Raw genomic sequence first — 22,674 nt, 5'->3', positions numbered from 1 at the left:
TTATATGTCTAAATTCATGAATCTAGACATATACTTCTTGTTTTTAAGTATTAAAAAGCCTTATGTTTGCCTTGTAAATAAATATTGTTTTTTATTTCAAGATATATATTGAAAATTGGTAACATTTTACAATAAATGCCACTAATAGATAATGATTTGTTTTAAACGAGTATTTAAGTTTTATATCCTAGATTGTAGATGTATTAAAAACTAATGTTCAATATTTATCTAAAATATATGATTCACTCATATATTAGTAGTGTTTACTCATTATGAGTTGTTAAATATAATTAAAGTGCCCATTTTTGAAATCAATACAGTTGTAAGAAAATAATTATTATTTTTTTTCGTTAACCTATTATACTCTGGTCTAGTTTAAGACTATGCTATTACTAATTTAAATTTCTATTCTACATGAAACACCGTTTTCTATTACTCTTTTTGTGCTTTACAATGAGTCTATTTGCACAAGATTTACCAACAGTTATCCCTCCGTCACCATCGGTGTCAAACCTTATGCATTTTGAAGAAGTTCCTGTGAGTCACTATACTGGTCAGCCAGAAATTTCTTTACCTTTATATACTAAGAAAGCAAGTGCTAATTTTAGTTTACCCGTTAATCTAATGTACAATACAATGGGTGTTAGAGTAGACGAGCGTTCTGGTTGGACTGGAACAGGTTGGTCTATCTCTGGAGAAGCTGTTATTTCAAGAACAGTAAGAGATATTGCTGATGAATTAGATCAAGTAAGTAATACTACAACAAGTACAAATAAAGTTGTGGGCGTATACCATAATGGCTATTATGACTTAAGCTGGTCTGCAACTGGTGATTACACAGAAGATGTCGCTAATTGTAATATTCAAGACTTTTTATGGAACGCCAGTGGTAAAGGTAGTGGTTCGTTTGATGGTGATTTTGATAATGAACCAGATTTATACCAACTAAGCTTATATGGCGCTACTGCAAGATTTGTTATCGTTAAAGAAGGCACAAGTTTGGTTGTAAAAATGATGGAGAATGATAGTAATTTACAAATTACTCTAAATCATAATGCTAATTATGAAATAAGTAACTTTACTGTTTTAGATACTAAAGGCATACAGTACATTTTCAATACCGCAGATACCGAGACTAGTAACTCATCAAGCTATAGTGTTAGTATAAAACAAAACGGAGATCCTGCCAATATTTCTATACCAAGCGACATGCAATATATCTCTGCATGGAAAATTAGTGAGGTTAATACTGTTAATGGTAATAATTTAGCAACTTACACTTACCAAAACATTACTGAAACATTTAAAACACCAATCTCTGAAAGTAATGTCGAGATTAAAAGTATGAGTTTTGCAAATTCAAGTGGTGTTATTGCAACTTGGGGAAATGTTGTTGGAGAACCTCATGAACAAGCGCTAAGTTGGGCTATTTATAATAACTCTATTTTAAAACCTAAGTATACAAAATCGGAAACGACCTTAACCATACAAACAAAAAAGGTTAGTTCTATAGATTTCCATGACCAATCGCGTATCGAGTTTATAACAAACAATACTTTAAATCATCCAGAATTTGATACTTCAACCGCTAAGGTTTTAGAAAAAGTTATCATAAAAAAACCAAACGGGAGTGTTTTTAAAACATTTAAATTAGCACACTCTGTGACACCTAATAATCGTTTGTTTCTAGATACAGTTGAAGAAATCTTTTCTACAAATAATAGTTATAGTTATCATTTAGCCTATACTAATAAAGACGAGTTACCAGAATTTGGCAATCCAAATAAAGATATTTGGGGCTATTATAAAGCGGCAGAAAGCCCAGGGTTGCCTGCTAATTGCAAACTAAAATTTAGTGCCGATAAAGACAAGGTTACTACTGGTGTTCTTGAGAAAATAACTTACCCAACTTCTGGTATTAAAAATTTTATTTTTGAATCTAATAGATTCTCACAAATAGGCGCTAGAGCATTTACTGAAGATGAATTTGCACAATATAACCCAGATAATTATACCTGTACCACTGCATGGGGAGACTTTAATAATAGTAATATCCAAAATGATGGATACTCTTCTTATGTCGTTCCTTTTACTAACCTGAGAACTCAAGAAGTTTCTGTAAGAACAGTAAGTTCAAGTGGTACACAAGCGGATAAAGATAATACCAGTATTAAAATAGTAAAAACAAATGATCCCCTTAATGTAGATCAAGTTATTGCTCAAGTAAAACTTGATGATGTAGAATTATTTACTCTGCCAGCAGGAAGTTATGAAATAAGATTATTTTCTTTATCTACCCCTAATAGCAATAACCCTGTTGTTAATGTTAATGCAACGGTGAATTATAAACTGTTTCAAGATCCATTAAAGCACTATCTATATGGTGGTGGTTTAAGAATAAAAGAAGTCTTTTTTAATGAAAACAGTGATTTAACGGCAAAAACAAAAACAATCTTTAGTTATGATGTTTTAGGAGGTAAAGGTGTTCCGCTTCCAGTAGACACACCATCATCTGGTGTAATAGATGGCTTATATTCAAATATTAAAGAATATACTCGATCTCAAAAACACACAGTAGCACTGTTTAATTTTGGTAGTGCTGGTAATAATACGGCTACAGCAGCAATGCCTCTTGATATCGATTATAAAATAGTAGAAAAACTAAGTAGTATTCAAGCCGCTTTTACTAAAGGTAATTATGTAGGCTACGCAAAAGTAAGTGTAAGACATATTAAAGGCGATACTAAAGGGAGTACACTCTATCATTTTACAACGCCTGTAGATTACCCAACCTATGGTGAACATTATTCTTATCCGTTTTTACCACTACCAGACAAATCTCATTTGCAAGGCGTTTTAACGAAACAAGAAGTATTTAATGCTACAGACCAAATACTTAAAGAAGTAACTTATGCGTATCATGATCCAATAGAATTAAGCGTCGCTAAATCATTATTTGTCTATGATGAAGAATGTTACTACTCTCAATTTTACAGCACTTTAGACCACTACATAGCTTCAGAACCTACTCCAGGAAGAGCCTTTATGGGGAATTCTGCACCCTATTTACATGGTAATTGTATTAATGGTAGTTCTACATGTGAAGCCCCCGTTTACTATAAGTTTTATGATGTTTTATTCTCTAAATATTTATTAAAAGATACAATTACTAAAGACTATTTTTATACAGATACGCAAGCTACAACTGGTGAAGAAGTGGCAACAAAGCAAACGCTTTTTTATAACCCAGTATATTATCAAGTAAGTGAAGATCGTACTTATTTAGATATAAATGATGAGAGTAAGTATTACAAAACAAAATACCACTATCCTTCACCAAGTACTTTTCCTGTTGGATATAACGATGAAAATGGTAAAGTATCAAGATTACAAGATTTAAATAAAATTAATGACGTTATAGCCACAGAAACCTTTAAAGATGGTGTTAAACTTACACAAACCAATACCATTTACGATGAGCAAGACACTAATTTAGTGTTACCAAGTAAAGTTCAAGTTGCAAAAGGGTCTAAAACTCCAGAAACAAGATTAGAATATACTAGATATGATACTTATGGAAACATATTAGAAGTCAAAAAAACTTCTGGAGCATCTATAAGTTATATTTGGGGCTACAATAGCATGTATCCAGTTGCCAAAATAGAAAATGCAACCTATACCGCTATTGAAACACTGCCAAGTTTTGGAACAGGCTTTACTATTACTGAGGCTTTAACGCTTACTCAAGAAGCAGACTTAAGAAGTCTTCCAAATGCTCAAGTCACTACGTTTAAATACGATCCATTTGTAGGTGTTATTAGTACTACAGATCCTAAAGACTACACCATGACTTACGAGTACGATGCCTTTAATCGTCTAAAATATGTCAAGGATAAAGACGACAATATCTTGAGTAAGAATGAATACAAATACGTTAACCAAAACTAAGAGACAAACATGAAAAAAATACTAATAATAGTAGCAGCGGTATTTGTGTCTAGCATAGCTTTGGCACAAACCACAACAAAAAATTATGTAAAGAGTACTAGCTATCAAAAACCAGTACAAACAGAGACTGAGATAAACGCTTTGCCTAATATAGATAAATTAGAAAACATTACCTATTACGATGGTTTAGGTAGACCAGAGCAAAGTATAGCTTTGCGTCAAGGTGGTAACATGTCTCTTGCTAATGCACAAAACGAACTTACTTACGACTGGGAAGCAGGTAATTATACTTCTTCCTTTTTTACTCGTACTGGTTCTAATTCAGAAAATAAAATCATTACTGGTACTACCCCATTTGGAGATACAGATTTGTTATGGGAATGCCATAATCAAGATGATAATACAGTAAGTACATTAAAACCTGATGGTGGTTGGAATACAAATTTTTTTACAATAGATAAAACTTTAGGCTATCGTTATACCATCTGGGTAAAACGTACGAGTAGCCTAACCGATGGAGCCGCATACCATGGTACTTCTTATGTAAGTAATCTAAATGGCGTGGAGCAATCTAATCCTTATTTTTGGGCTGGTAACTTACCACAACTAGATACATGGTATTTATTGGTTGGAATTATACACCCTTATAATTACACTGGAAATGATACTGGAGCATCTGGGGTTTACGATATACAAGGCAATAAAGTACTAGATGGAACAGAATTTAAATGGAATGCTAATGCAACTGTTTCAAGGTTTAGAAACTATTTGTATGCAACAGAAGACATAAATGTTAAACAATATTTCTATAAACCGTTATTACAACGCTTAGATGGTGGTGAATTAACCTTAGCGCAAGTTAATACTAACACAATTCCTACAGATATTGTTACTCCTGTAGTTTACGATCAGTATGGACGTCAAACAAAAGAGTATTTACCACATGCTGCTGTTACTTTTGGTGAGTTTACTCCCAATGATTTAATTATTCCTGATTTAGAAAATTACTATACAGAGACTTATCCGGAAGATTTAAATACAAGTGCACCAAATCCATTTAGTGAAAAAGGCTTTGATGCCTCTCCGCTTAATAGAGTTTTAGAACAAGGTGCTCCTGGTACCGATTGGAAAGTAGCGCATGACTCAGATAGTGATCATACTATTAAGTTCGATTACCAAACCAATATAGCTAACGAAGTGCCGTATTATACTGTTATTTTTCCTACTGGACAAACCAATGCACCACAACTCTATTACAATAGTTTTTATAATGCTAATGAGCTTTATAAAACTATTACAAAAGATGAGAACTGGACTACTGGTACAGACCATACTACCGAGGAGTTTAAAAATAAGCAAGGTCAAGTGATCTTAAAACGCACATATAATAATACAACACCACATGACACGCAATATGTCTATGATGATTTTGGTAACTTAACCTATGTACTCTCTCCAGAAGGTAGTGACAAAGTATTGTATGATAATGCTTATCAAGATGCTAATACGACTATTCCTGCTTCTAGTTTTATTCCTAGACAGCAAAATGGGCAACCTGTAGTTACAGGTACAGGAAGTGCTGTATTGGGTGTAAGTGCCTCGTCACGAAACTTAACAGTTAATATTAGTTTGAGTTTTAATATCGCTACGCCATTAAGAACAGGACCTATTGGCCAATTATACCATTCTATACCAGATGTTATTGTGGGAACCATTGCAGCTGGTAGTAGTAGCTATTTAGTATCTATAGAAAATGGGCATTTATATCTGTCTGGCTCTGGAGAGCTCACTAATTTTAATGGTAATTTTACTATACCATTACCTGCACAATCTGTAGCAGATGATAAGCTAGAGGCGTTATGTTATCAGTACCATTACGATGATAGAAACCGTTTAATCGAGAAAAAAATCCCTGGTAAAGGTTGGGAATATATTGTCTACGATAGTTTAGATAGACCAGTATTAACCCAAGATGCGAATCAACGTATAAACAATGAGTGGTTATTTACTAAGTATGATGCCTTAGGTCGTGTGGTCTATACAGGAAAGCATACTAATACTACAACACGTATAGACTTGCAATCTGCTATAGAAGCACAAAGTATTCTTAACGAGACTAGAACAGCCAGTTTAAATACTATTGGAGATTTTAGACTGTACTATAGTAATAAAGTACTACCTAAAACAAACATAGAAGTTTATACTGTAAACTATTATGATGATTACCCACAAGATATCGTTGATGTATTCCCTAACATAGGTGTTTTTACATTAGCAGGACAAAATGTAACCATTTCAACAGCTACCAAATCATTAGCTACAGGTAGTAAAGTACGTGTATTAGGAACTAGTGATTTAATTATTAGTGCAACGTATTATGATGACAAAGCAAGACCTGTATATGTCGCTAGTGAAAATGAGTATTTAAACACGGTAGATACAGTAAAAAGCGTCTTAGACTTTGTTGGTAAAGTATTAGAAACAGAGAGTACACATACTAAAAATAATGTATCTATAACTACTAACGATGTGTTTACTTACGATCATGCTAATCGTTTGCTTACCCAAGCACAAACTATAAATAATGGTACGCCAGAACTTATAGTTAATAATAGTTATGATACTTTAGGGCAATTAATAAACAAAAAAGTAGGTGGTAATGTTGCAGCTTTACCAGAAACCTCTAATGGACTACAAAGTGTAGATTATAAATACAATATTAGAGGTTGGTTAAAACAAATTAACGATGTGGATAATATGGGGAGCGATTTGTTTAGCTTTAAACTTAATTATAACACCACAAGAGTGCAAAGTAGTACACCATTATACAATGGTAATATTAGTGAAACATTATGGAGAACAGATAATGTGTCTAAAGATTTAAAAGGCTATAGTTATAATTACGATGCTTTAAATAGAATTGAAGGTGCAAAAGCTGTAGATCAAATCTTTGGATCGTATTTTCTATCTACTAACGAGTATCTTGTAAGCTCTATAAGTTATGATAAGAATGGAAACCTATTACGTTTAGACCGTAAAGGAGATTTTAATACACATGGTATTAACCCTATGGATAAGTTATTTTACTCATACGATGCAGGGAATAAACTACTAGCTGTGGCAGATTATTCTGGTTCTGCAAATAAAAGTGAAGGCTTTAACGATGGTAATACCACTGGTAACGATTACACTTACGACGCTAATGGTAATATGGTAAAAGATCTTAATAAAGGGATTGGTAATGCCAACGAAAATGGTATTATTTACAACCATTTAAACCTACCTGTTAAAGTTACTTTTAACAACGATCCCAATAAAAATATTGAGTATATTTACGATGCTACTGGTGTTAAACAAGCTAAAGTAGTAACCAATGGAAGTTCATTGACAACAACTAAGTATGCTGGTAACTTTATTTATGAAGAGACTAGCGCTGGTGAAACTTTAAAATTCTTTTCACACCCTGAAGGCTATATACAACCTGATAATGGTAGTTTTGATTATGTCTATCAATTTAAAGACCATTTAGGGAATATACGATTATCCTACTCGGATAGCGATGGTAATGGCGATATTGATGCTGCTACAGAGATTATTGAAGAGAATAACTACTATCCCTTTGGCTTAAAACATAAAGGGTATAATGACGTGGTTTCGGCGAATACAAACTCGGTAGCTAGCAAGTTTAAATTTGGTGGCAAAGAACTTAATGATGAGTTAGGCTATAATGCTTATGATTTTGATGCAAGACATTATGACCCATCATTAGGAAGATGGCTACAACTAGATGCTCTTGCAGAAGCAGCTGGGCAAATACATAACTCACCTTATAATTATGCAGTAAATAACCCTATTGTGTTTGATGACCCAGATGGGAATTGCCCTCCTGGTGTTGATTGTACGGGAATATTAACTTATGCTAAATATAAGGTTAAAGAGTTTTTTGGAGGTTTATTTAGTGATGCAGAAACTTTAGCAGCATCTGGAGGAACAGATAGTGCAGCTGCATCTAGACTTCAAGAAAAGTCAGGGACATTGAATACGCTTTCTGGGGGCATGGATGCTACTGTTGATTTTGGTAAAGAAGCTGTAGAAATGTTACCTTATGGAGAAGGATTAGTTGCTGTTGCAGAAGGAGAAGTCACTGGAGATATGGAAGGGGCTCTCAGTAATTATGCAAGCGAACAAGTGGATGATGCACCATATGCTGCTGTGGCAGCAGTTATTCCGGGGGCTAATAAAAAGGTTGTTAAAAAAGCTTTAAAAAATATTAATGGTAATTCTAAAGCGAGTAAAAAAGCACAACATGTATATGGACTGGTAGATGATAATACAAATAATATAGAAAAAGTAGGTATAAGTGGTGGAAAAATATCTAAAGCAGGCAATTCGTATCGAGCAACACGTCAAGTAAACTCACTTAATAAAGATGGTGGAAATTATTCTTCTCGAATCTTAGAAAGAATACCTAGTGGAAATGGGGCAAGACAAAAAGCATTAGATGCAGAAAAAAGATTAACTAATTCCAATAAAAAAACATTAAACCCATTAATACATAAAAGACCAAAAGCAAACTAATTATGAATTTAAATTATATATCATTGGGATTAGATTATAACACTTACATTAGTGTTGATAACGACCTACGCTATGACTTTCAACAGCATATAGATTTTATTAATGACTTTTTTTCTAAAGAAATTAGAAAAAAGAAATTTAAAACAGATGGAACATTTAATATGATTAATATTGCTTTATCTGAATTTGAATTAAAACCATCATCTATTGTGCCTTCTAAAGTATTACAAGTTCATTTAGATTTTGATAAAAAAGTATATGAAAAAGCAAAAGAAACTGAAGATTACAACTACTATTTAGAATTACTAGAGAAAGGTTTTAAAAAAGCGAACAAGATTAAGTCTATTCCATTAGATGAATTATTAAATTTAATTGAAAGGTTCAAAAAAAGTAACTACAAAAACAAGTGGATTCACAAGAAAAAACGTTTTAAGAAAGATGACTTAGAAGTAATATTGACTTGTGAATTAACTACTAATTATTTTCAGTTGTGGCTTACTGTAAATAGAATAACGACAAATGAGCTATTAATAAATGAAGTTGTTATTAGAACAGAAACAGGAATATCAATACATGAAGGTATGTTTAAAGATATCATAATAGAAAATGATATTATAATAACAGATAAAAGTGACAGTCCAAGAATAATAATTAGTAAAAAAGCTATACTTGATAAAGAATTAATATTTGAAATAAATGGTGACTCTGAAATAAAAGAAATATTATCTTATGAATTGTGATGGTAGTGTTGGTAAGGTAGTAAAAAAGGTCATGGATTAAATTTTGAATTTAAAATACTGAAAACCAATAATTAAAGTAAAACTTAATTATTGGTTTTTCTATAAGAAACGAAGGGAATGCAATCTACACAGTTATTTTAAAATAATGTGTCCCATAAATGGGATTGTACTGAAATAGAGGTGGTTACTGAGCTTGCCGAAGTATAGTTACAAAACGTTCATTGAAATTTTGAAATTGAGTTAAAAACTAAACTTCATTTTTGGTTTTGAGTTTTACTTTTGTTAAATCTTTGGTTTTACAGACATACTTTACAGATATTTCTCTTGTTAAGTTGTTTTCTTAAGGCTTTTTGCTCTGCAATCTACATAGCTATTTTAAAATAATGTGTTCCTTAAATGGGATTGTATTGAAAATAAGCTAGTTGAAAATTGTGAGTTAAAAAATAAAACAAATTAAAAAGTAATGTTAACTTTGGTAATGTAGTAAACTGGTGCTTTTGAAAAAAAGCAAAATTTAGATACTGATTATCATTAACTTAAATAAACAATGAGCCTCTTAATTGAGGCTCATTGTAGTTCTTTTAAATAGTGAAAGTTTATTAGAACCTATTAGATAAGGGGTTTATATTCCTACGTGTAGTAAATTGGTGCTTAATTATATTTACGGTTATGGATTTATTTGGAAGCATAAAAAAGACTACTAAACTAATAGTAGCCTTGAAAAATTTTAGAATACGTTAAATTTAAACTAACTAAATAAAAACTAAACCACTTGTAAAAATGATAACGTATTTACCAGCAATATATATCAAGAAATAATATTGATATAACTAATTAGATAAAAAGTCTATTTATACGATTAATAAAAAACACTTCGCAAAAGCAAAGTGTTTAAATTATTCAATTGTTATTTAAGCCAAATCTTTTCTGCCTTATCAAATCCAATCCAATGATGACTTTCATCAAAACCACGAGCAGCTAATTCATAGCGAATAAACTTTTCAAGTGGTACTTGATATTTAAGGATAAATCTTAATATTTCACCATCTTGCGTTGAAATCATGCCACGAATAGCTTCCCAATGTTCAAGCGATTCAGAATCACTAGCTATAGCTTTAATCTCAGAATACGTCATCTTACGATAATGTTTTCTGATACGTCGTATCTCATTAAGTCCCCAACTTGACGGGTCGAAATCTTGATTATGAATTGAAAAATCAAGTTTATTTGTCAGAACAAGTTTAAAGGTTTCTAAATCATTACGATGTTTGAAGTTGAGCCAAATAAGTTGGTCGATTGCCTTATTCTTATTTATTTTAGAAAAATAGCGATTACTTTTTTGCTCCATCTTTTGTATCATTTTTAGGAGTTATCTTTTGTGGTAGCTCTTTTTTAGGAGCTTCTTTTACGATTTCCTTACTCCACTTTTCAGTGACATAAGAGATAATAAAAAGATCATTATCAATGAGGTTTAATAGCTCTCTGTTTTCTAATTCTAAGAGATTATGCTGCTTTGGAATAGTGCCATTAAAACGTTTTTTAAGCATGTCGATAAGTTCTTTTCTTGTGAAATAAAACACAAGATTTTTACTCATCATCGTATCGGTTTGTTTTCCCAGTGCTAGGTTACGCATTACCATAGCAAAGTGTTTCAATAAATTGTTTCTGTGTGTATCCATTGTTTTAGTTATTAATAATTATGTTATTTTTTTGCTTTTCCACAGCATCATTATTTTTAATGAATGCCATTTATTTAGACCTTGTTCATAGCGACGGTTGCACGCTTCGATAGCTTCCTGTTTTGTTAGAAAGACATCAGATTCAGGTTTTACTGTGTATTTTTTAGATTCAGGAACCGTCTTTTTAAACAAAGCATAAGTTTTATAATGTTGTTGCATCTTATTCGTTTTTAAATAATTAGTGTAATAGCCAAAGAGAATGAATGGTTAAGTCTTCAGCTTTAAATTGTCCTTCCGCTTCAATATTTTTAATCTCAGCTTCGGCTTCTTGTTTTGTATCAAAAAAGTAAGAGGGTTTAGTAGTCACTGCATACACATCTTCCGATAAGACATCAGCAGTAAAAATGCCGTAGACTTTTTTTGTAGTGCCAGTTCGAACTAAGAGTGCACGGTAATTAGCAACATCATAACTATCCCATTTTGTTACTGGTTTAGATGCTAAATAATGAATTTCATTGTTGGTTCTTGAAAAGAAATGAGTCACTTCTTTTTGCTCAAAAGTGGGATAATTGATAATGGATTTTTCTAATCGATTAATGAGATACAGTAGTATTCCAATATCACTACCAATAATATCAAGAAGTTCGATATCAGATTTAAACTCTAAATGTGCTTTCGTCCAAGTGGTTTGAAAAAGCCAAAGGACAACATTAATAAGCTCTTCACGAGGGAAGTACTTAATGATATGTTCATTAATTCCTTTCTTGTCTTCGGCGTTAAATTGCTCTGCCAATACTTCCAAGTATACGAGTAGTCGTCTTTTTTCTCTCAGTTTCATAATATTAAATTTTAAAAAGGTTTGAGTTAATTTTAAATGTGTAATTGTTTAGTTAAGACCATTTATAAATGTTTGTCCGTCTTTAATTGAAATAGGGTAATTAGCCGTCAGCACTTCTACTTTTCTAGCTCGTGGTTGTCCTTCTATTGCTTTTTGAGCAGAGAGTGGTTTTTCAAATTGGATAGTATACCAACCGTTTTCTTCTATATATTTTGATAAAATTTTAGAAGGATATGAGGATAGCAAAAATTGTCCTTTGACCTTAGAAAGCGTATCAAGTAACTTTTGATAGTCACTTTTAGAATAACCATCATAGTGACCTTGATTAGAATCTATATATGGTGGGTCTACATAATGAAAAGCATCTTCCATATCACGACTAGAAATGACTTTACAAGCATCCGTATTTTCAACTTGCACATTTTCTAATCGTTTATAAATAGAGGTATCAAAAGCCAGTTTTTTATTCTGAAAAGCTTTAACTCGTTTTCCATATTTGTCATAGCCCCAAGAGCCAATCTGACAAGAAAATCCCATGTTGGTTCCGATATAAAACGCCAAAGCTTGTTGTAGTTTATTAAACAAGTGAGGCATCCTATAAATAGCAACCGCAACAGAATAGCTTGCTCTTGAAAAAAGAGTCGCTTCAATTTTAGTTTTTAGCGCCTGAAAATCTGTGATGCAGACTTCGTAAAAATTAATGGCAAGGTTATTTGTATCATTAATAATTTCAGCTTCCGATGGTGTTTTAGCAAAAAAGACAGCACCACCGCCAAAGAAACTTTCCGTATATATTCTATGTTTGGGGATTAAAGGTAGTATGGCTTTAAGCATATTAAGCTTGCCACCATAATAAGTAATTGGGGTTTTGGGCATACAGTAATAGAAACTACATCCAGTTGTTATCGACAAAAGAGATGTAACTTTCTGAGGTAATAATTAAATGGTCGAGTAATTCAATATCTAAAAGATTAAGTGTTTGTTTTAGCTTTTGGGTTAGTTGTCGGTCAGCTTGTGATGGTTCGAGCGTTCCGCTGGGATGATTGTGAGCAATAATAATTCGCATGGCATTACTCAGCAATGCTAACTGACAAATTTCTTTAACATTCACGCTTACGCCATTAGAAGAACCTACTCCTATTTCACTGATGTTAATGACTTGACTGGCATTGGTAAGTAAGATTACCCAAAAGAATTCCTTATGGTCGATACGCTTGGTATCAATAAAATCTCTCAGAATGCTTTCCGTATCAGTTGATGATTTGATTTTCTTTTCAGTATCAAAAAGTGGTCGTTTGTAATGGATTTGCACTTCGTGGCATGTTTGGTTTTTCATTTTTATTCATTTAAAGGTTCTGATTTAAAACCAGTATGAACTACTAAAAAATTAAGTGGCAGAGCGAGGATTATGTAATATAAATCACATTTTACTCGCTCTTTTGGATTGTCGTTAAGTAGGAGAAAATACTAATATGCATTACTCTGAAAACAATCCCATCTGCTATTTTGCGGAAACTAATTTTAGAAATAAACGTAATCAATTTGGTATCTATCTTGAGGATCGCTTGTATCATTTTTACATTCTTGGAAAAACAGGAACTGGAAAAACAACACTTCTACAAACAAAAGTGCTGCAAGATATTATAGAAGGACATGGTATTTGCTTACTTGATGTTCACGGTGATTTAGTGTCCAAAGTACAAAACCTTATACCAGAGCATCGCATAGATGATGTGGTGTATTTAGATGCTACTAATCCTAATATGCTACTTGGATATAATCCTTTGCGAAAAGTATCCTATGAAAAACGATCACTTGTAACGTCTAATATTTTAGAAATCTTTCAGCATTTATGGGGCAATCAGAGTTGGGGAATGAAGCTTTCTCATATTTTAAGAAATGTGCTATTAACACTTTTAGACCAAAAACAGGCTACATTCTCGGATATTTTGCGGTTGCTTCAAGATACAGATTATAGAAATAAATGTCTTCCCAATATCATTAATCCTGATGTTCGGAATTTTTGGGAGAAAGAATTTAAAAACTATTCTCCAAAATCAGATTTGATTCCAATTTATAATAAGCTGGGTGGTATATTATCTTATCCTTCTGTAAAACGTATTTTAGTTAGTAACAAAGAGCAAATATCACTTAGGCAAATTATGGACGAGGGTAAAATTCTGCTTGTTAATTTCTCTAAAGGTGCACTAGGTACAGATGCCTCCTATATTCTTGGTTCATTACTATTAACATCACTAGCTTCAGCGGCGTTTTCTCGTATTGATACACCATTGCATCAGCGTAGACCTTTTTTCTGTTATTTGGATGAATTTCAAAATTATACGACTGCTTCCCTTATTGATATGCTCTCTGAACTTCGAAAGTTTAAATTGGGTCTGGTTATGGCACATCAATACATTTCACAATTAGACCCTAAAATTAGAGATGCAGTACTTGGTAATGTTGGTTCAATAGTCTGTTTTCGCTTAGGTCAAGCTGATGCTAGATTTATGACAAAAGAGTTTTATCCTACATTCGAAGCCATAGATTTTGTAAACCTAGCTAATTATGAAATCTATTTAAAACTTATGATTTCGGGTAGTCCTTCTAAAGCTTTTTCTGCATCGACCATTACTACATCTCAAATCGCAAGGTTATTTTCGCTGTTACATAATTCTCGCTCTGCCATAAATTATTTCAAAACATCATAATTAACAAGTAAAATTAAAAAACACTATCAAAATCATAGTGTTTTTTTAGCGCCATAACTAATTATTTAATCGCCACTTTAATCCAATATGTTATAATGACTATGCAACACAAAAATACATTTGATGACTCTAAAGAATTTGAAAACAGTGAGGGACAACAAAGGTTTTTGTGTTGCAACGAAACATCATTTAGTTGTCCCTCACTGCATTTAAGTTTTAAACAGGCGAAACAACGACTTATTAATCGAGGTATGAGTGAAGCCGATTTTAAAGGTCTTATGGGATTTTTAAGAGGTCTTGCCAGACAATTACTTGATGAAGAACATCGTAAAATTAATAACCGTAGTACCACCAATGGATATGACTAAAGAAACGTCCATTGCTCTAATCTACGCCCGTGTATCCACAAAAAAACAAGACCCTAAAAGTCAACTAATACGCTGTGAAGAGTATTGCAAACAAAAAGGGTATCGTATTGAAAAATCTTTTGAAGATAAATTTACTGGAGGTGGAAACTTTCTAGAGCGTCCTGCAATGCGCGAACTTTTGGAATATGCTAAAAAAAATATGCATAAAGAATTCATTGTTGTATTTGACGATTTAAAACGTTTTGCACGTGATACTAAATTTCATATTGAACTTAGAACAACATTTACAGCTAATGGTCTAACTCCCGAATGTTTAAATTACAATTTCGATGACAGTCCTGAAGGTCGGTTTATGGAAACGATGTTTGCGGCACAAAATGAATTAGAACGGCATCAAAACCGCAGACAAGTTATTCAGAAACAACGCGCAAGACTTATCGCAGGCTACAATGCTTTTGTTGCTCCAAAAGGGTATAAAAAAATACGCAAAGACCCTGTACATGGCACCATTGATATTCCTAATGCCTATGCGCCTATTATGAAAAAAGCCCTAAAGCAATTTGCTTACGGAGAATTACAAAGCAGAAAGGATGTTGCCATTTTTCTAAAATCAAAAGGAGTTTTTGCACAGCAGGAACCTCATAAATACTTAGACACTGTAAAGAAATTTTTAACCAATGTGTTTTATGCTGGTTATATTGAATATAAACCTTGGGATGTCGAGAGAAGAAAGGGACATCATAAGGCATTAATCACCCTTAAAGAATATAATTTAATACAAAATAGACTTAAAAAAACGAATCATATAAAACCTATCCGTAAAGATATTAATCCTGAGTATCCGTTAAGAGGTCTTGTTAATTGCTATTATTGCAAAGAAAAATTAACAGCTTGTAAATCTAGAGGTAGATGGGGAGGACTCTATCATAAATACTATTGCAGAAATAAAAATTGTTCACTTAGAACAAAACAAGGACTTAAATCTGTCAGTAGAGATGATTTACATAAACAATTTGAAGAGCTATTAAATACATTTCTCCCAAATCTAGAGATACATCAAGTAACACATGAGGTCGTTGATGAAATGTTGGCCTCTGAAAAGGCTAGTAAAATGGAGTTGTTTGAAGATAAAAAAGTAGAACTTAAAGCACTACAAGAAGAAATGAATACACTGATTTCACTAATTACAAGTTCAAAAACTTCTGAAATATTACGCAAGCAATATGAAAAGAAAGCTAATGAATTAGCAGAAAAAATAGAAAAAAACCAGATCATTTTAGATACTGCAAAGCAAGAGTCAAAAAACTGTCGAACCCCACTCATTAAGATGTTCGAATTGCTAAAAAACCCTTATCAAATATGGTTAAAAAGCGATGTTACTCAAAAACAAAAGCTATTTTATTACCTATTTGAAGCGCCTTTAGAGTACGAGCCAGAAGTAGGCTTTCGAACCCCTAAAAAGGCTTTATCTGTAAGGCTATTTGAAGAATTTAGTACTATTAGTACGAGTATGTGAAGATAGCAGGCAAAACATCGAACCCAATACAGAACCACATATGAATATGAAAGCACCAAGATTAGAGCAATATTAGAGAAAAGACCAATTTAAATCGGTCTTTTTATAATGTTTTTTACATTTTTCTTGCCCTACCTATATTTACTGTTATTTAGCTATGATCTATAGATGAGCTATTATAAAAACACAACCCAAACGCCTAATATTATATTTACTAGCTTACTCAAATCTCTAAAAGATACAGAGCTACGAGTCTTATTATTTATAATACATAGAACCATAGGACAAGTGCATCCAACAAATGCTAATAAACGAATGAAGCGGGCATGGATATCTCAAAAACTATTTATTGTCGCTTGTAATAAATCAGGAAGAGCCATTTCTAATGCTATTGATTCACTTGTTACAAAAGGTTATATCGAAGTCACTACCATAGATTATACGCTACTTGATACCAAGGTAAAAAGACGAGGAGCTTCTCGTCTGTATTTTTCAAGCCGTTTACGGCTTGTAGCAAACCCTAAAAAAGCTAGTGAACTTACTTGCCATAATCCAGTGAATAAAGGTCACACTATTAAACTAAACAATACAACTAAATCTTGTTACAATACATCACAAGGTGTTCAAAAAATAAGTGATACAGAACGTTATAGACAGATTCAGAAAAGCTTAGAACACCGAAATCAATGACACTAAAATACACAGTTTATCCACCAAATATTAGGGTAACCCCGAAAAAAATATGTAGTATTTACATATTTCTAGCCCTACCACCTTCTTATTAAAAGATTGTAATATGTGAAAAGGCAATGTTTAACCCATTGCCTTTAACACTTTATGAATAAACAACCCTACCAATACCTCAGTAAATCACGCAAGGCGCATCATTTGAATCTGAACGATCTTGCATTTATATTAGACATAGATCAAGGCAATTTATCCCGCTTTGAAGCTGGAAAATTATCTAACTCCAAAGCCCTTTTAGGATATCACACACTTTTTAATTTATCAATACAATCCTCTTTTGAGCAAGTGCTTCAAACAGATGTCAAAACACTTATCGATAAGTGTTTTCAGCTTATTGAGCAGATTGAAAACACCTCTAAAACTCTAAAAAATAGCTTGCGAATAGAAGGGCTTAATACGCTTATTACTCGACTTATGGAGTTAGAGAAATCCTATGAATAAATCAAAGGTAACAGTATTAGCACTTTATCCTAACCGTTATGGTGTTGGTTATGCTCTTTTTGATGCTCCAGACCATCTTATAGAATATGGTATTGGTTATGTACAACCAGTAAATAATAAGAAAACCATTAAAAAAGTACGTGATTATATCGAGTATTATAAACCAGATATCATCATTACTCGAGATGTAAATGATATAGCAAAAAAGACCAGTAAACGTATAGAAACACTCATTGATTGTATTTGCAATGAAGCGAAATTACAAAACCTAGAGATTCATAGTTTTACTCGTACTCAAATTAAAGAGGTCTTTAGTGCTTTTAAAGCACATTCTAAATATCAAATAGCACTTAAACTTATTGAATGGTTTGGAGAGCTTAAAAAATATCAGTTTCCTATTCGCAAACGGTGGATGCGAGAGAATCATAATACTGGTATTTTTGATGCAACTAGCTTAGCAATGACGTATTATTATCTAAAGTAGCTTCATACTAGCTTTAGTTAGATGTTTTTTGTTTTTTAACCACTTTCACACGAAGATTCAATACTACTTTTTCAGTCATACTTTTAGATCGTTTTGAGCTGCAAGGAATTTTAATGTAATATTTAGATTTACTAAATAATTCTTTTATTGAAATAGAATCATAGGGATATATCTCTCCATCATCTACATAGGTAATACCACTACTAGTATAAGTTAGAGTTTCATCAGGTTTTAAGCCCATAATTCGAACAGTGTCGAAAATTCTATGAGGCCTTAAGTAATAAGAGCTTGCTCCAATTCTCAAATCAGTATCATAAGACCTATTATAATCTAAATGAATAGCAAGAGAATCTGGCTTAGCCTTTCCTAGCCATTTAAATTCCATAAATAAATTAAATGTTTTTTCATTTGTAGAAATACTATCTAGGTCAATTCTTTTCCTAAGACATTCTGGCGTTAGCTGACTGCACGAATTATATGAGACAGCTAAAAAACCCATGCCATTATTATTGGGGTCAGGGTCTAAAAATATTGTTGATTGCTCGTTTTCACTATTTGGGAAAAAGATTTCAGTTTTAAAAATTAGAGTAAAAAGACCATATATCACTGGCAGTAGTCCAATAAAAAATAGTAGATACCTATATACTTTTATTCGTTTTCTTAGCACATATTTATGTGTATTATGTATCCCTATAAAACTAATTATAGTCATCAAAAACAGATAGGACACCCCAAAAGTTTCAATATCTAATATATAAAAGACCTCTTCAAAAAAATAAATATCATATTGATATAATATATAGTTCTCTATTAATACACATAACCCAATAAATAGTGGAAATAAAATGACACTATATAATAGTAATGTAGCATACTTATCAATCCATCTTTTTTTATTTTTCTTTACATTCCAAAAAGAAGTTATCAATTCATCTTTTGATTTTTGAAACTCAATATCATTCTCAGCAATGATATGAACCGCTACTAAATAGGATGTATTTTGATGTTCCTCATTTAAAAACCATTCTAAGATATTATTAAGAATTTCGTGAATAGAAAGAAAAGAAAGCTCTGGTTTTGAGTTTAACTTTTCTGGTGATTTTTCATCAAAACCTCTTGATAATATTAATTCTATAGCTGGTTTTAGTTTTAATGGTATGTATTCAAAATCACATAAAAAATCTAATTTCCCATAGGGATGTAATTTATACGGTAACTTATTAGCATTCGTTTTTGTTATAGCACCTTGTTTAGAATTAATAGCAAGCATATCCGCTTTTCTATCCGCTTTATTAAAAACATATCGAATGATTTTTTTTGCAATATCATTAGCTGAGGCTCTTCTTTTATCAGGCGGGTATTCATTATTAACAACCAAAAGATATGCTGCTTCTATGTCTTGAAATAATTCCATAATACAATTATAGTTTGGTTATTTTAAAGGTAGCTCTAATAACTCCTGAGCTGCAATAGCCGTTTTGATATGTATCTATTGATTGGGGAATGTAAGTGCCAATATCCATCTCACCCCAAAGCCCTTTTAGCTCTTTAAAGTAATTTTTGCCTAATATTTTATTATACCCATACCCTTTACAATCAGGCTTATATGGACTTGTGATATCTCCTTCCATAAACTGAACATGGTAAGGTTCTTTTATATCAATATAAACTGAGTCTAACAGATCAAAACTGGCGTCACTAGATTTTAATTTGCTTTCGAATAAGATATGATCATACTCTCGATGAATTTTAAGCGACGCTTTGGCAAATTTTAGCTCTGCAGCTCCAACATTTCTGTAAGCATGATATATATCAATCTGCTCAGATTCATTCTTTTTAAGATATCCTAAATTTATTTCCTTTTGCAGCAATGTATCCAGCACGTAGGTTAAAGCTAAAGAGCCCTCTATATCTTCAAATGAATGCTGTTCAAAGCTTCCATAGGTTATTTCTTGATCTAATTTTGCATGTAAATAAATACCGATCCATAATAGGTTGATTACTAAAAATGTATAGTGAAGCAGGTTTCTACTCCGCTTTAATTGTCGGTTAAAAACAAGCTTTCTAGTATTGTATATCCCTATTATACAGAGTGCTACTCCGTAAGAACTCCCTAAAAGACTTAGAAATATTACTAATATATTAGAGAGTGTTGTCTTGTATTTTGTAAACCAAGATGCGTTATGCCTTATATTCCAAAACGTTTCTATTCGATTAATGATACGCTTATGGAATTGATAATCATGCGCTGCTATAACTTGCATAGGTATTAAATAATCTTTCGATTCTTCAAATCGATCCAATAGACTCTCTAGTATTTGATTTACAAAAGCTTTTATAACATGTAGTAACCGCTTTTCTCCATATTTAAATCGTGTATGCGCCTCTGAATGGAGTCCAGCTTCATTATTAATAAATAAGTATTCCGAACGTAAACCCTCATCAATAAAGCCTTTATCACATAAAAAAAGTACCTTTCCTCTAAATGAATTTTTGTATATAGGCTTCTTTGTCTTTTCATGTCTATCGTTTCGTGAATTAACACCATCATAAAAATTTACAATCTCTTTCTTTCCAAAATAGATGTCCTCAACAATCGTTGACACTATATTTCTTGCAAATAGTTTTCTATTCTCTACAGTTTTAGAATCATCAAATAGATTTAAATAATCTCTTTTAATAGCACTAAATGGGTTTTTTAAAACAATCATATTCAGTAGTTTATATGTTCATGCATTATTTTGCTTGACAAAATTCTCAGGTATGCTACTCTATTTATAGAACCTTAAAAAATAATAATTATGTATTTACAAATACCTTTTTTAGAAACAATCAACAATCGCTTAGCAACTTATCTTATACTTGAATTAAAGGACGCTTCTTTTCTTAGAGCTATAGAATCACAGTTAGATCTGTTAAAAATCGTACATAGAGAATTTCCCTCTTTAGATGATCAGAAATATCTAATGTCTATAACCATCTATAAAGATGAATTCACTGATGATAGCGCTCAAGTTTTTGCTGATATTATTTCTAAATACGCTAGAAAAATAGCCATTGAATTTGAGCCAGATCCTCGTTATAAGGATATGTAATAATTCGTTTCTATTGACAACAAAACATCTATCTGACTCACAAATAATGTGAGTCAGTTTTTTTAACTAGAATTCCATCCAAAGGATTTCATTCTATTACTCATTGTTCCTGCCGAGATACCCAAAGCTTTTCTGGTTTTTTCTTGATTACCAGAAAACATATCTAAAACTTTACGAATATGATGCTTCTCTAAATCATCTAATCTGAGTGAGGCAATTGTACCTTTAGGGTGACGAATTCTATAAGGGATATCCTCAAGTTCTATGCTTTTATGACAATAGATATAGCATCTAGTGATTAAATACTCAACTTCTCTAAAATTTCCAGAAAAAGGATAAGCTAGTAGACTGGCTTTAGCGGCTTTTGATAGTATTAATGGTTTTTCACGCTCAAAAAGAAGTTGCTTCTTATTTAGAAAAAAATCAAAAACAGCTATACGCTCTTCTTCCTTTAAGGCACAAAATGGAATCGTATTAATATTTGCGACCATCAAACGATAAAAAAGATCAGCTCTAAAACTACCATTATTTACCATTTCCCAAAGGTTTTTGTGGGTTGCCACAATCACTCGAACATCTATTTTTACTGTTTTAAATGTACCCAGTGGTGCTACCATTCTCTCCTGTAATACCCTAAGAAGTGTTAGTTGCATCTTAGATGAAATATCTCCTATCTCATCTAAAAAAATAGTTCCGCCATCTGCTTCTCTAAAGGCACCTATACTAGAGGTCAAGGCTCCTGTAAAAGCTCCTTTTTGATGTCCAAAAAGCCGTCCTTCTAATAAGTTATCTCCTAAAGCTGCACAATTAATAGCTATAAAACGATGGCTACTTCTTTTCGATTTTTTGTGAATGTATTTAGCTATAAGCTCTTTACCAGTGCCTGTTTGTCCTAAAATAACAGTAGTTACATTATTTGTCAGTGCGATTTTATCAGCCTGCTGATATAGTTTTGTCATTGAAGCTGTGATAATAGTATTGGTATTAGATTTGGTTTTAACTTCATTATGTTCAATGACTTCAAGACCACTAGTGATTCCTGAGACTTCTACAGATACAGGGATTTTAATAGGCGCATTACTTTTACGAAACTTAGGCGGTCTGATTTGAAATAATTGCACATTTTTAAACTGCATCGCTAATAGATACCATGCCGTTTGCATAGCAGCAGTACCAGAAGAGATAAAAATATCTACCTGATCATTACGATACTCCATTAGTATTGGAACAAGAGCATCCTTAATTGTTTTTATGTTAATGATATCAGAGATATCCATATATAATGGAATCGTATTTCTATTGTAGGTCTTTATAAGATAGGTATATAACCGTTCAAAGCGCAGGTCTCGATCACTCTGACTTGCAGCACATAACAATAGGTGCGTATCATAGTGAAATATAGCTTTACTTTTATATAATGCGCTATGAGTACCAGATGGGTTTACCTGATTTTTACGCTCTCCCTCTAGAATGAAATCATGCGTGTAGGCAATCCAAGATATCAGTATTTTATTTCTCATATAAAAACT

General features: G+C 32.3%; 19 protein-coding genes. 10 read left to right on the top strand and 9 right to left on the bottom strand.

The window, feature by feature from the left end; all coding sequences use genetic code 11:
* Nucleotides 1–453 precede the first annotated feature (453 nt).
* From Q0997_RS03230 to Q0997_RS03220, 3 genes are read left to right on the top strand one after another with little or no spacing between them, the layout of a single operon-like run.
* Nucleotides 454–3,948, top strand: a complete 3,495-nt coding sequence (locus Q0997_RS03230; RefSeq protein WP_299884406.1) for a hypothetical protein — start codon at nt 454–456, stop codon at nt 3,946–3,948.
* A gap of 9 nt (nt 3,949–3,957) precedes the next feature.
* Nucleotides 3,958–8,526, top strand: coding sequence for a DUF6443 domain-containing protein (locus tag Q0997_RS03225; RefSeq protein ID WP_299884403.1), 4,569 nt, complete (start codon nt 3,958–3,960; stop codon nt 8,524–8,526).
* Nucleotides 8,527–8,528: 2 nt separating this feature from the next.
* A complete protein-coding gene (locus Q0997_RS03220; protein ID WP_299884400.1) occupies nt 8,529–9,266 on the top strand; it encodes a hypothetical protein in 738 nt (245 codons plus the stop codon).
* Nucleotides 9,267–10,173: 907 nt separating this feature from the next.
* On the opposite strand, the gene Q0997_RS03215 is transcribed toward Q0997_RS03220, so the two are convergent.
* The 6 genes from Q0997_RS03215 to Q0997_RS03190 form a co-directional block, all read right to left on the bottom strand.
* A complete protein-coding gene (locus Q0997_RS03215) occupies nt 10,174–10,401 on the bottom strand; it encodes a hypothetical protein (protein ID WP_299884398.1) in 228 nt (75 codons plus the stop codon).
* 196 nt (nt 10,402–10,597) lie between these two features.
* A complete protein-coding gene (locus Q0997_RS03210) occupies nt 10,598–10,945 on the bottom strand; it encodes a hypothetical protein (RefSeq protein WP_299884396.1) in 348 nt (115 codons plus the stop codon).
* Nucleotides 10,946–10,963: 18 nt separating this feature from the next.
* Nucleotides 10,964–11,164: a hypothetical protein gene (locus Q0997_RS03205; RefSeq protein WP_299884395.1), complete on the bottom strand. Its 201-nt coding sequence runs from the start codon at nt 11,162–11,164 to the stop codon at nt 10,964–10,966.
* A gap of 19 nt (nt 11,165–11,183) precedes the next feature.
* On the bottom strand, nt 11,184–11,783 hold the full coding sequence (locus Q0997_RS03200) for a hypothetical protein (protein WP_299884393.1): 600 nt from the start codon (nt 11,781–11,783) through the stop codon (nt 11,184–11,186).
* Between the two features lie 48 nt (nt 11,784–11,831).
* Nucleotides 11,832–12,659 carry a DNA adenine methylase gene (locus Q0997_RS03195; protein WP_299884391.1) on the bottom strand — a complete coding sequence of 276 codons (828 nt, stop codon included), beginning with the start codon at nt 12,657–12,659 and terminating at the stop codon, nt 11,832–11,834.
* Nucleotides 12,660–12,672: 13 nt separating this feature from the next.
* Complete coding sequence (locus tag Q0997_RS03190) at nt 12,673–13,119, bottom strand: RadC family protein (RefSeq protein WP_299884389.1); 447 nt, start codon at nt 13,117–13,119, stop codon at nt 12,673–12,675.
* Between the two features lie 136 nt (nt 13,120–13,255).
* Between Q0997_RS03190 and Q0997_RS03185 the strand changes: the two genes are divergently transcribed.
* The 6 genes from Q0997_RS03185 (at nt 13,256) to Q0997_RS03160 (ending at nt 18,050) form a co-directional block, all read left to right on the top strand.
* On the top strand, nt 13,256–14,494 hold the full coding sequence (locus tag Q0997_RS03185; protein WP_299884387.1) for a hypothetical protein: 1,239 nt from the start codon (nt 13,256–13,258) through the stop codon (nt 14,492–14,494).
* A 101-nt stretch (nt 14,495–14,595) separates the two neighbouring features.
* Nucleotides 14,596–14,862: a hypothetical protein gene (locus Q0997_RS03180; protein WP_299884386.1), complete on the top strand. Its 267-nt coding sequence runs from the start codon at nt 14,596–14,598 to the stop codon at nt 14,860–14,862.
* Nucleotides 14,810–16,378 carry a recombinase family protein gene (locus Q0997_RS03175; RefSeq protein ID WP_299884383.1) on the top strand — a complete coding sequence of 523 codons (1,569 nt, stop codon included), beginning with the start codon at nt 14,810–14,812 and terminating at the stop codon, nt 16,376–16,378. Before Q0997_RS03180 ends, Q0997_RS03175 begins: the two co-directional genes overlap by 53 nt.
* Before the next feature lie 168 nt (nt 16,379–16,546).
* Nucleotides 16,547–17,068, top strand: a complete 522-nt coding sequence (locus Q0997_RS03170) for a hypothetical protein (RefSeq protein WP_299884381.1) — start codon at nt 16,547–16,549, stop codon at nt 17,066–17,068.
* A gap of 147 nt (nt 17,069–17,215) precedes the next feature.
* Nucleotides 17,216–17,566 (top strand): hypothetical protein, encoded by a 351-nt coding sequence (locus Q0997_RS03165; RefSeq protein WP_299884379.1) that lies wholly within the window; start codon nt 17,216–17,218, stop codon nt 17,564–17,566.
* Nucleotides 17,559–18,050 carry a hypothetical protein gene (locus Q0997_RS03160; protein WP_299884377.1) on the top strand — a complete coding sequence of 164 codons (492 nt, stop codon included), beginning with the start codon at nt 17,559–17,561 and terminating at the stop codon, nt 18,048–18,050. The genes Q0997_RS03165 and Q0997_RS03160 overlap by 8 nt, the downstream gene beginning before the upstream one ends.
* A gap of 13 nt (nt 18,051–18,063) precedes the next feature.
* Here the strand turns inward: Q0997_RS03160 and Q0997_RS03155 are convergent, their stop codons facing one another.
* Nucleotides 18,064–19,464 carry a hypothetical protein gene (locus Q0997_RS03155; RefSeq protein WP_299884375.1) on the bottom strand — a complete coding sequence of 467 codons (1,401 nt, stop codon included), beginning with the start codon at nt 19,462–19,464 and terminating at the stop codon, nt 18,064–18,066.
* A gap of 7 nt (nt 19,465–19,471) precedes the next feature.
* Nucleotides 19,472–20,761, bottom strand: coding sequence for a hypothetical protein (locus Q0997_RS03150; protein WP_299884373.1), 1,290 nt, complete (start codon nt 20,759–20,761; stop codon nt 19,472–19,474).
* Between the two features lie 90 nt (nt 20,762–20,851).
* Between Q0997_RS03150 and Q0997_RS03145 the strand changes: the two genes are divergently transcribed.
* Nucleotides 20,852–21,145 carry a hypothetical protein gene (locus tag Q0997_RS03145; protein WP_299884371.1) on the top strand — a complete coding sequence of 98 codons (294 nt, stop codon included), beginning with the start codon at nt 20,852–20,854 and terminating at the stop codon, nt 21,143–21,145.
* A 62-nt stretch (nt 21,146–21,207) separates the two neighbouring features.
* Here the strand turns inward: Q0997_RS03145 and Q0997_RS03140 are convergent, their stop codons facing one another.
* The gene (locus tag Q0997_RS03140) at nt 21,208–22,362 is read right to left on the bottom strand and encodes a sigma 54-interacting transcriptional regulator (protein ID WP_299884369.1); all 1,155 of its coding nucleotides are present in this window, start codon (nt 22,360–22,362) and stop codon (nt 21,208–21,210) included.
* Nucleotides 22,363–22,674 lie beyond the last annotated feature (312 nt).

Origin of the sequence: uncultured Lacinutrix sp., from assembly GCF_947500325.1 — a bacterium.
GTDB lineage: Bacteria > Bacteroidota > Bacteroidia > Flavobacteriales > Flavobacteriaceae > Lacinutrix.
This window is presented reverse-complemented; position numbering and strand designations above follow the sequence as displayed.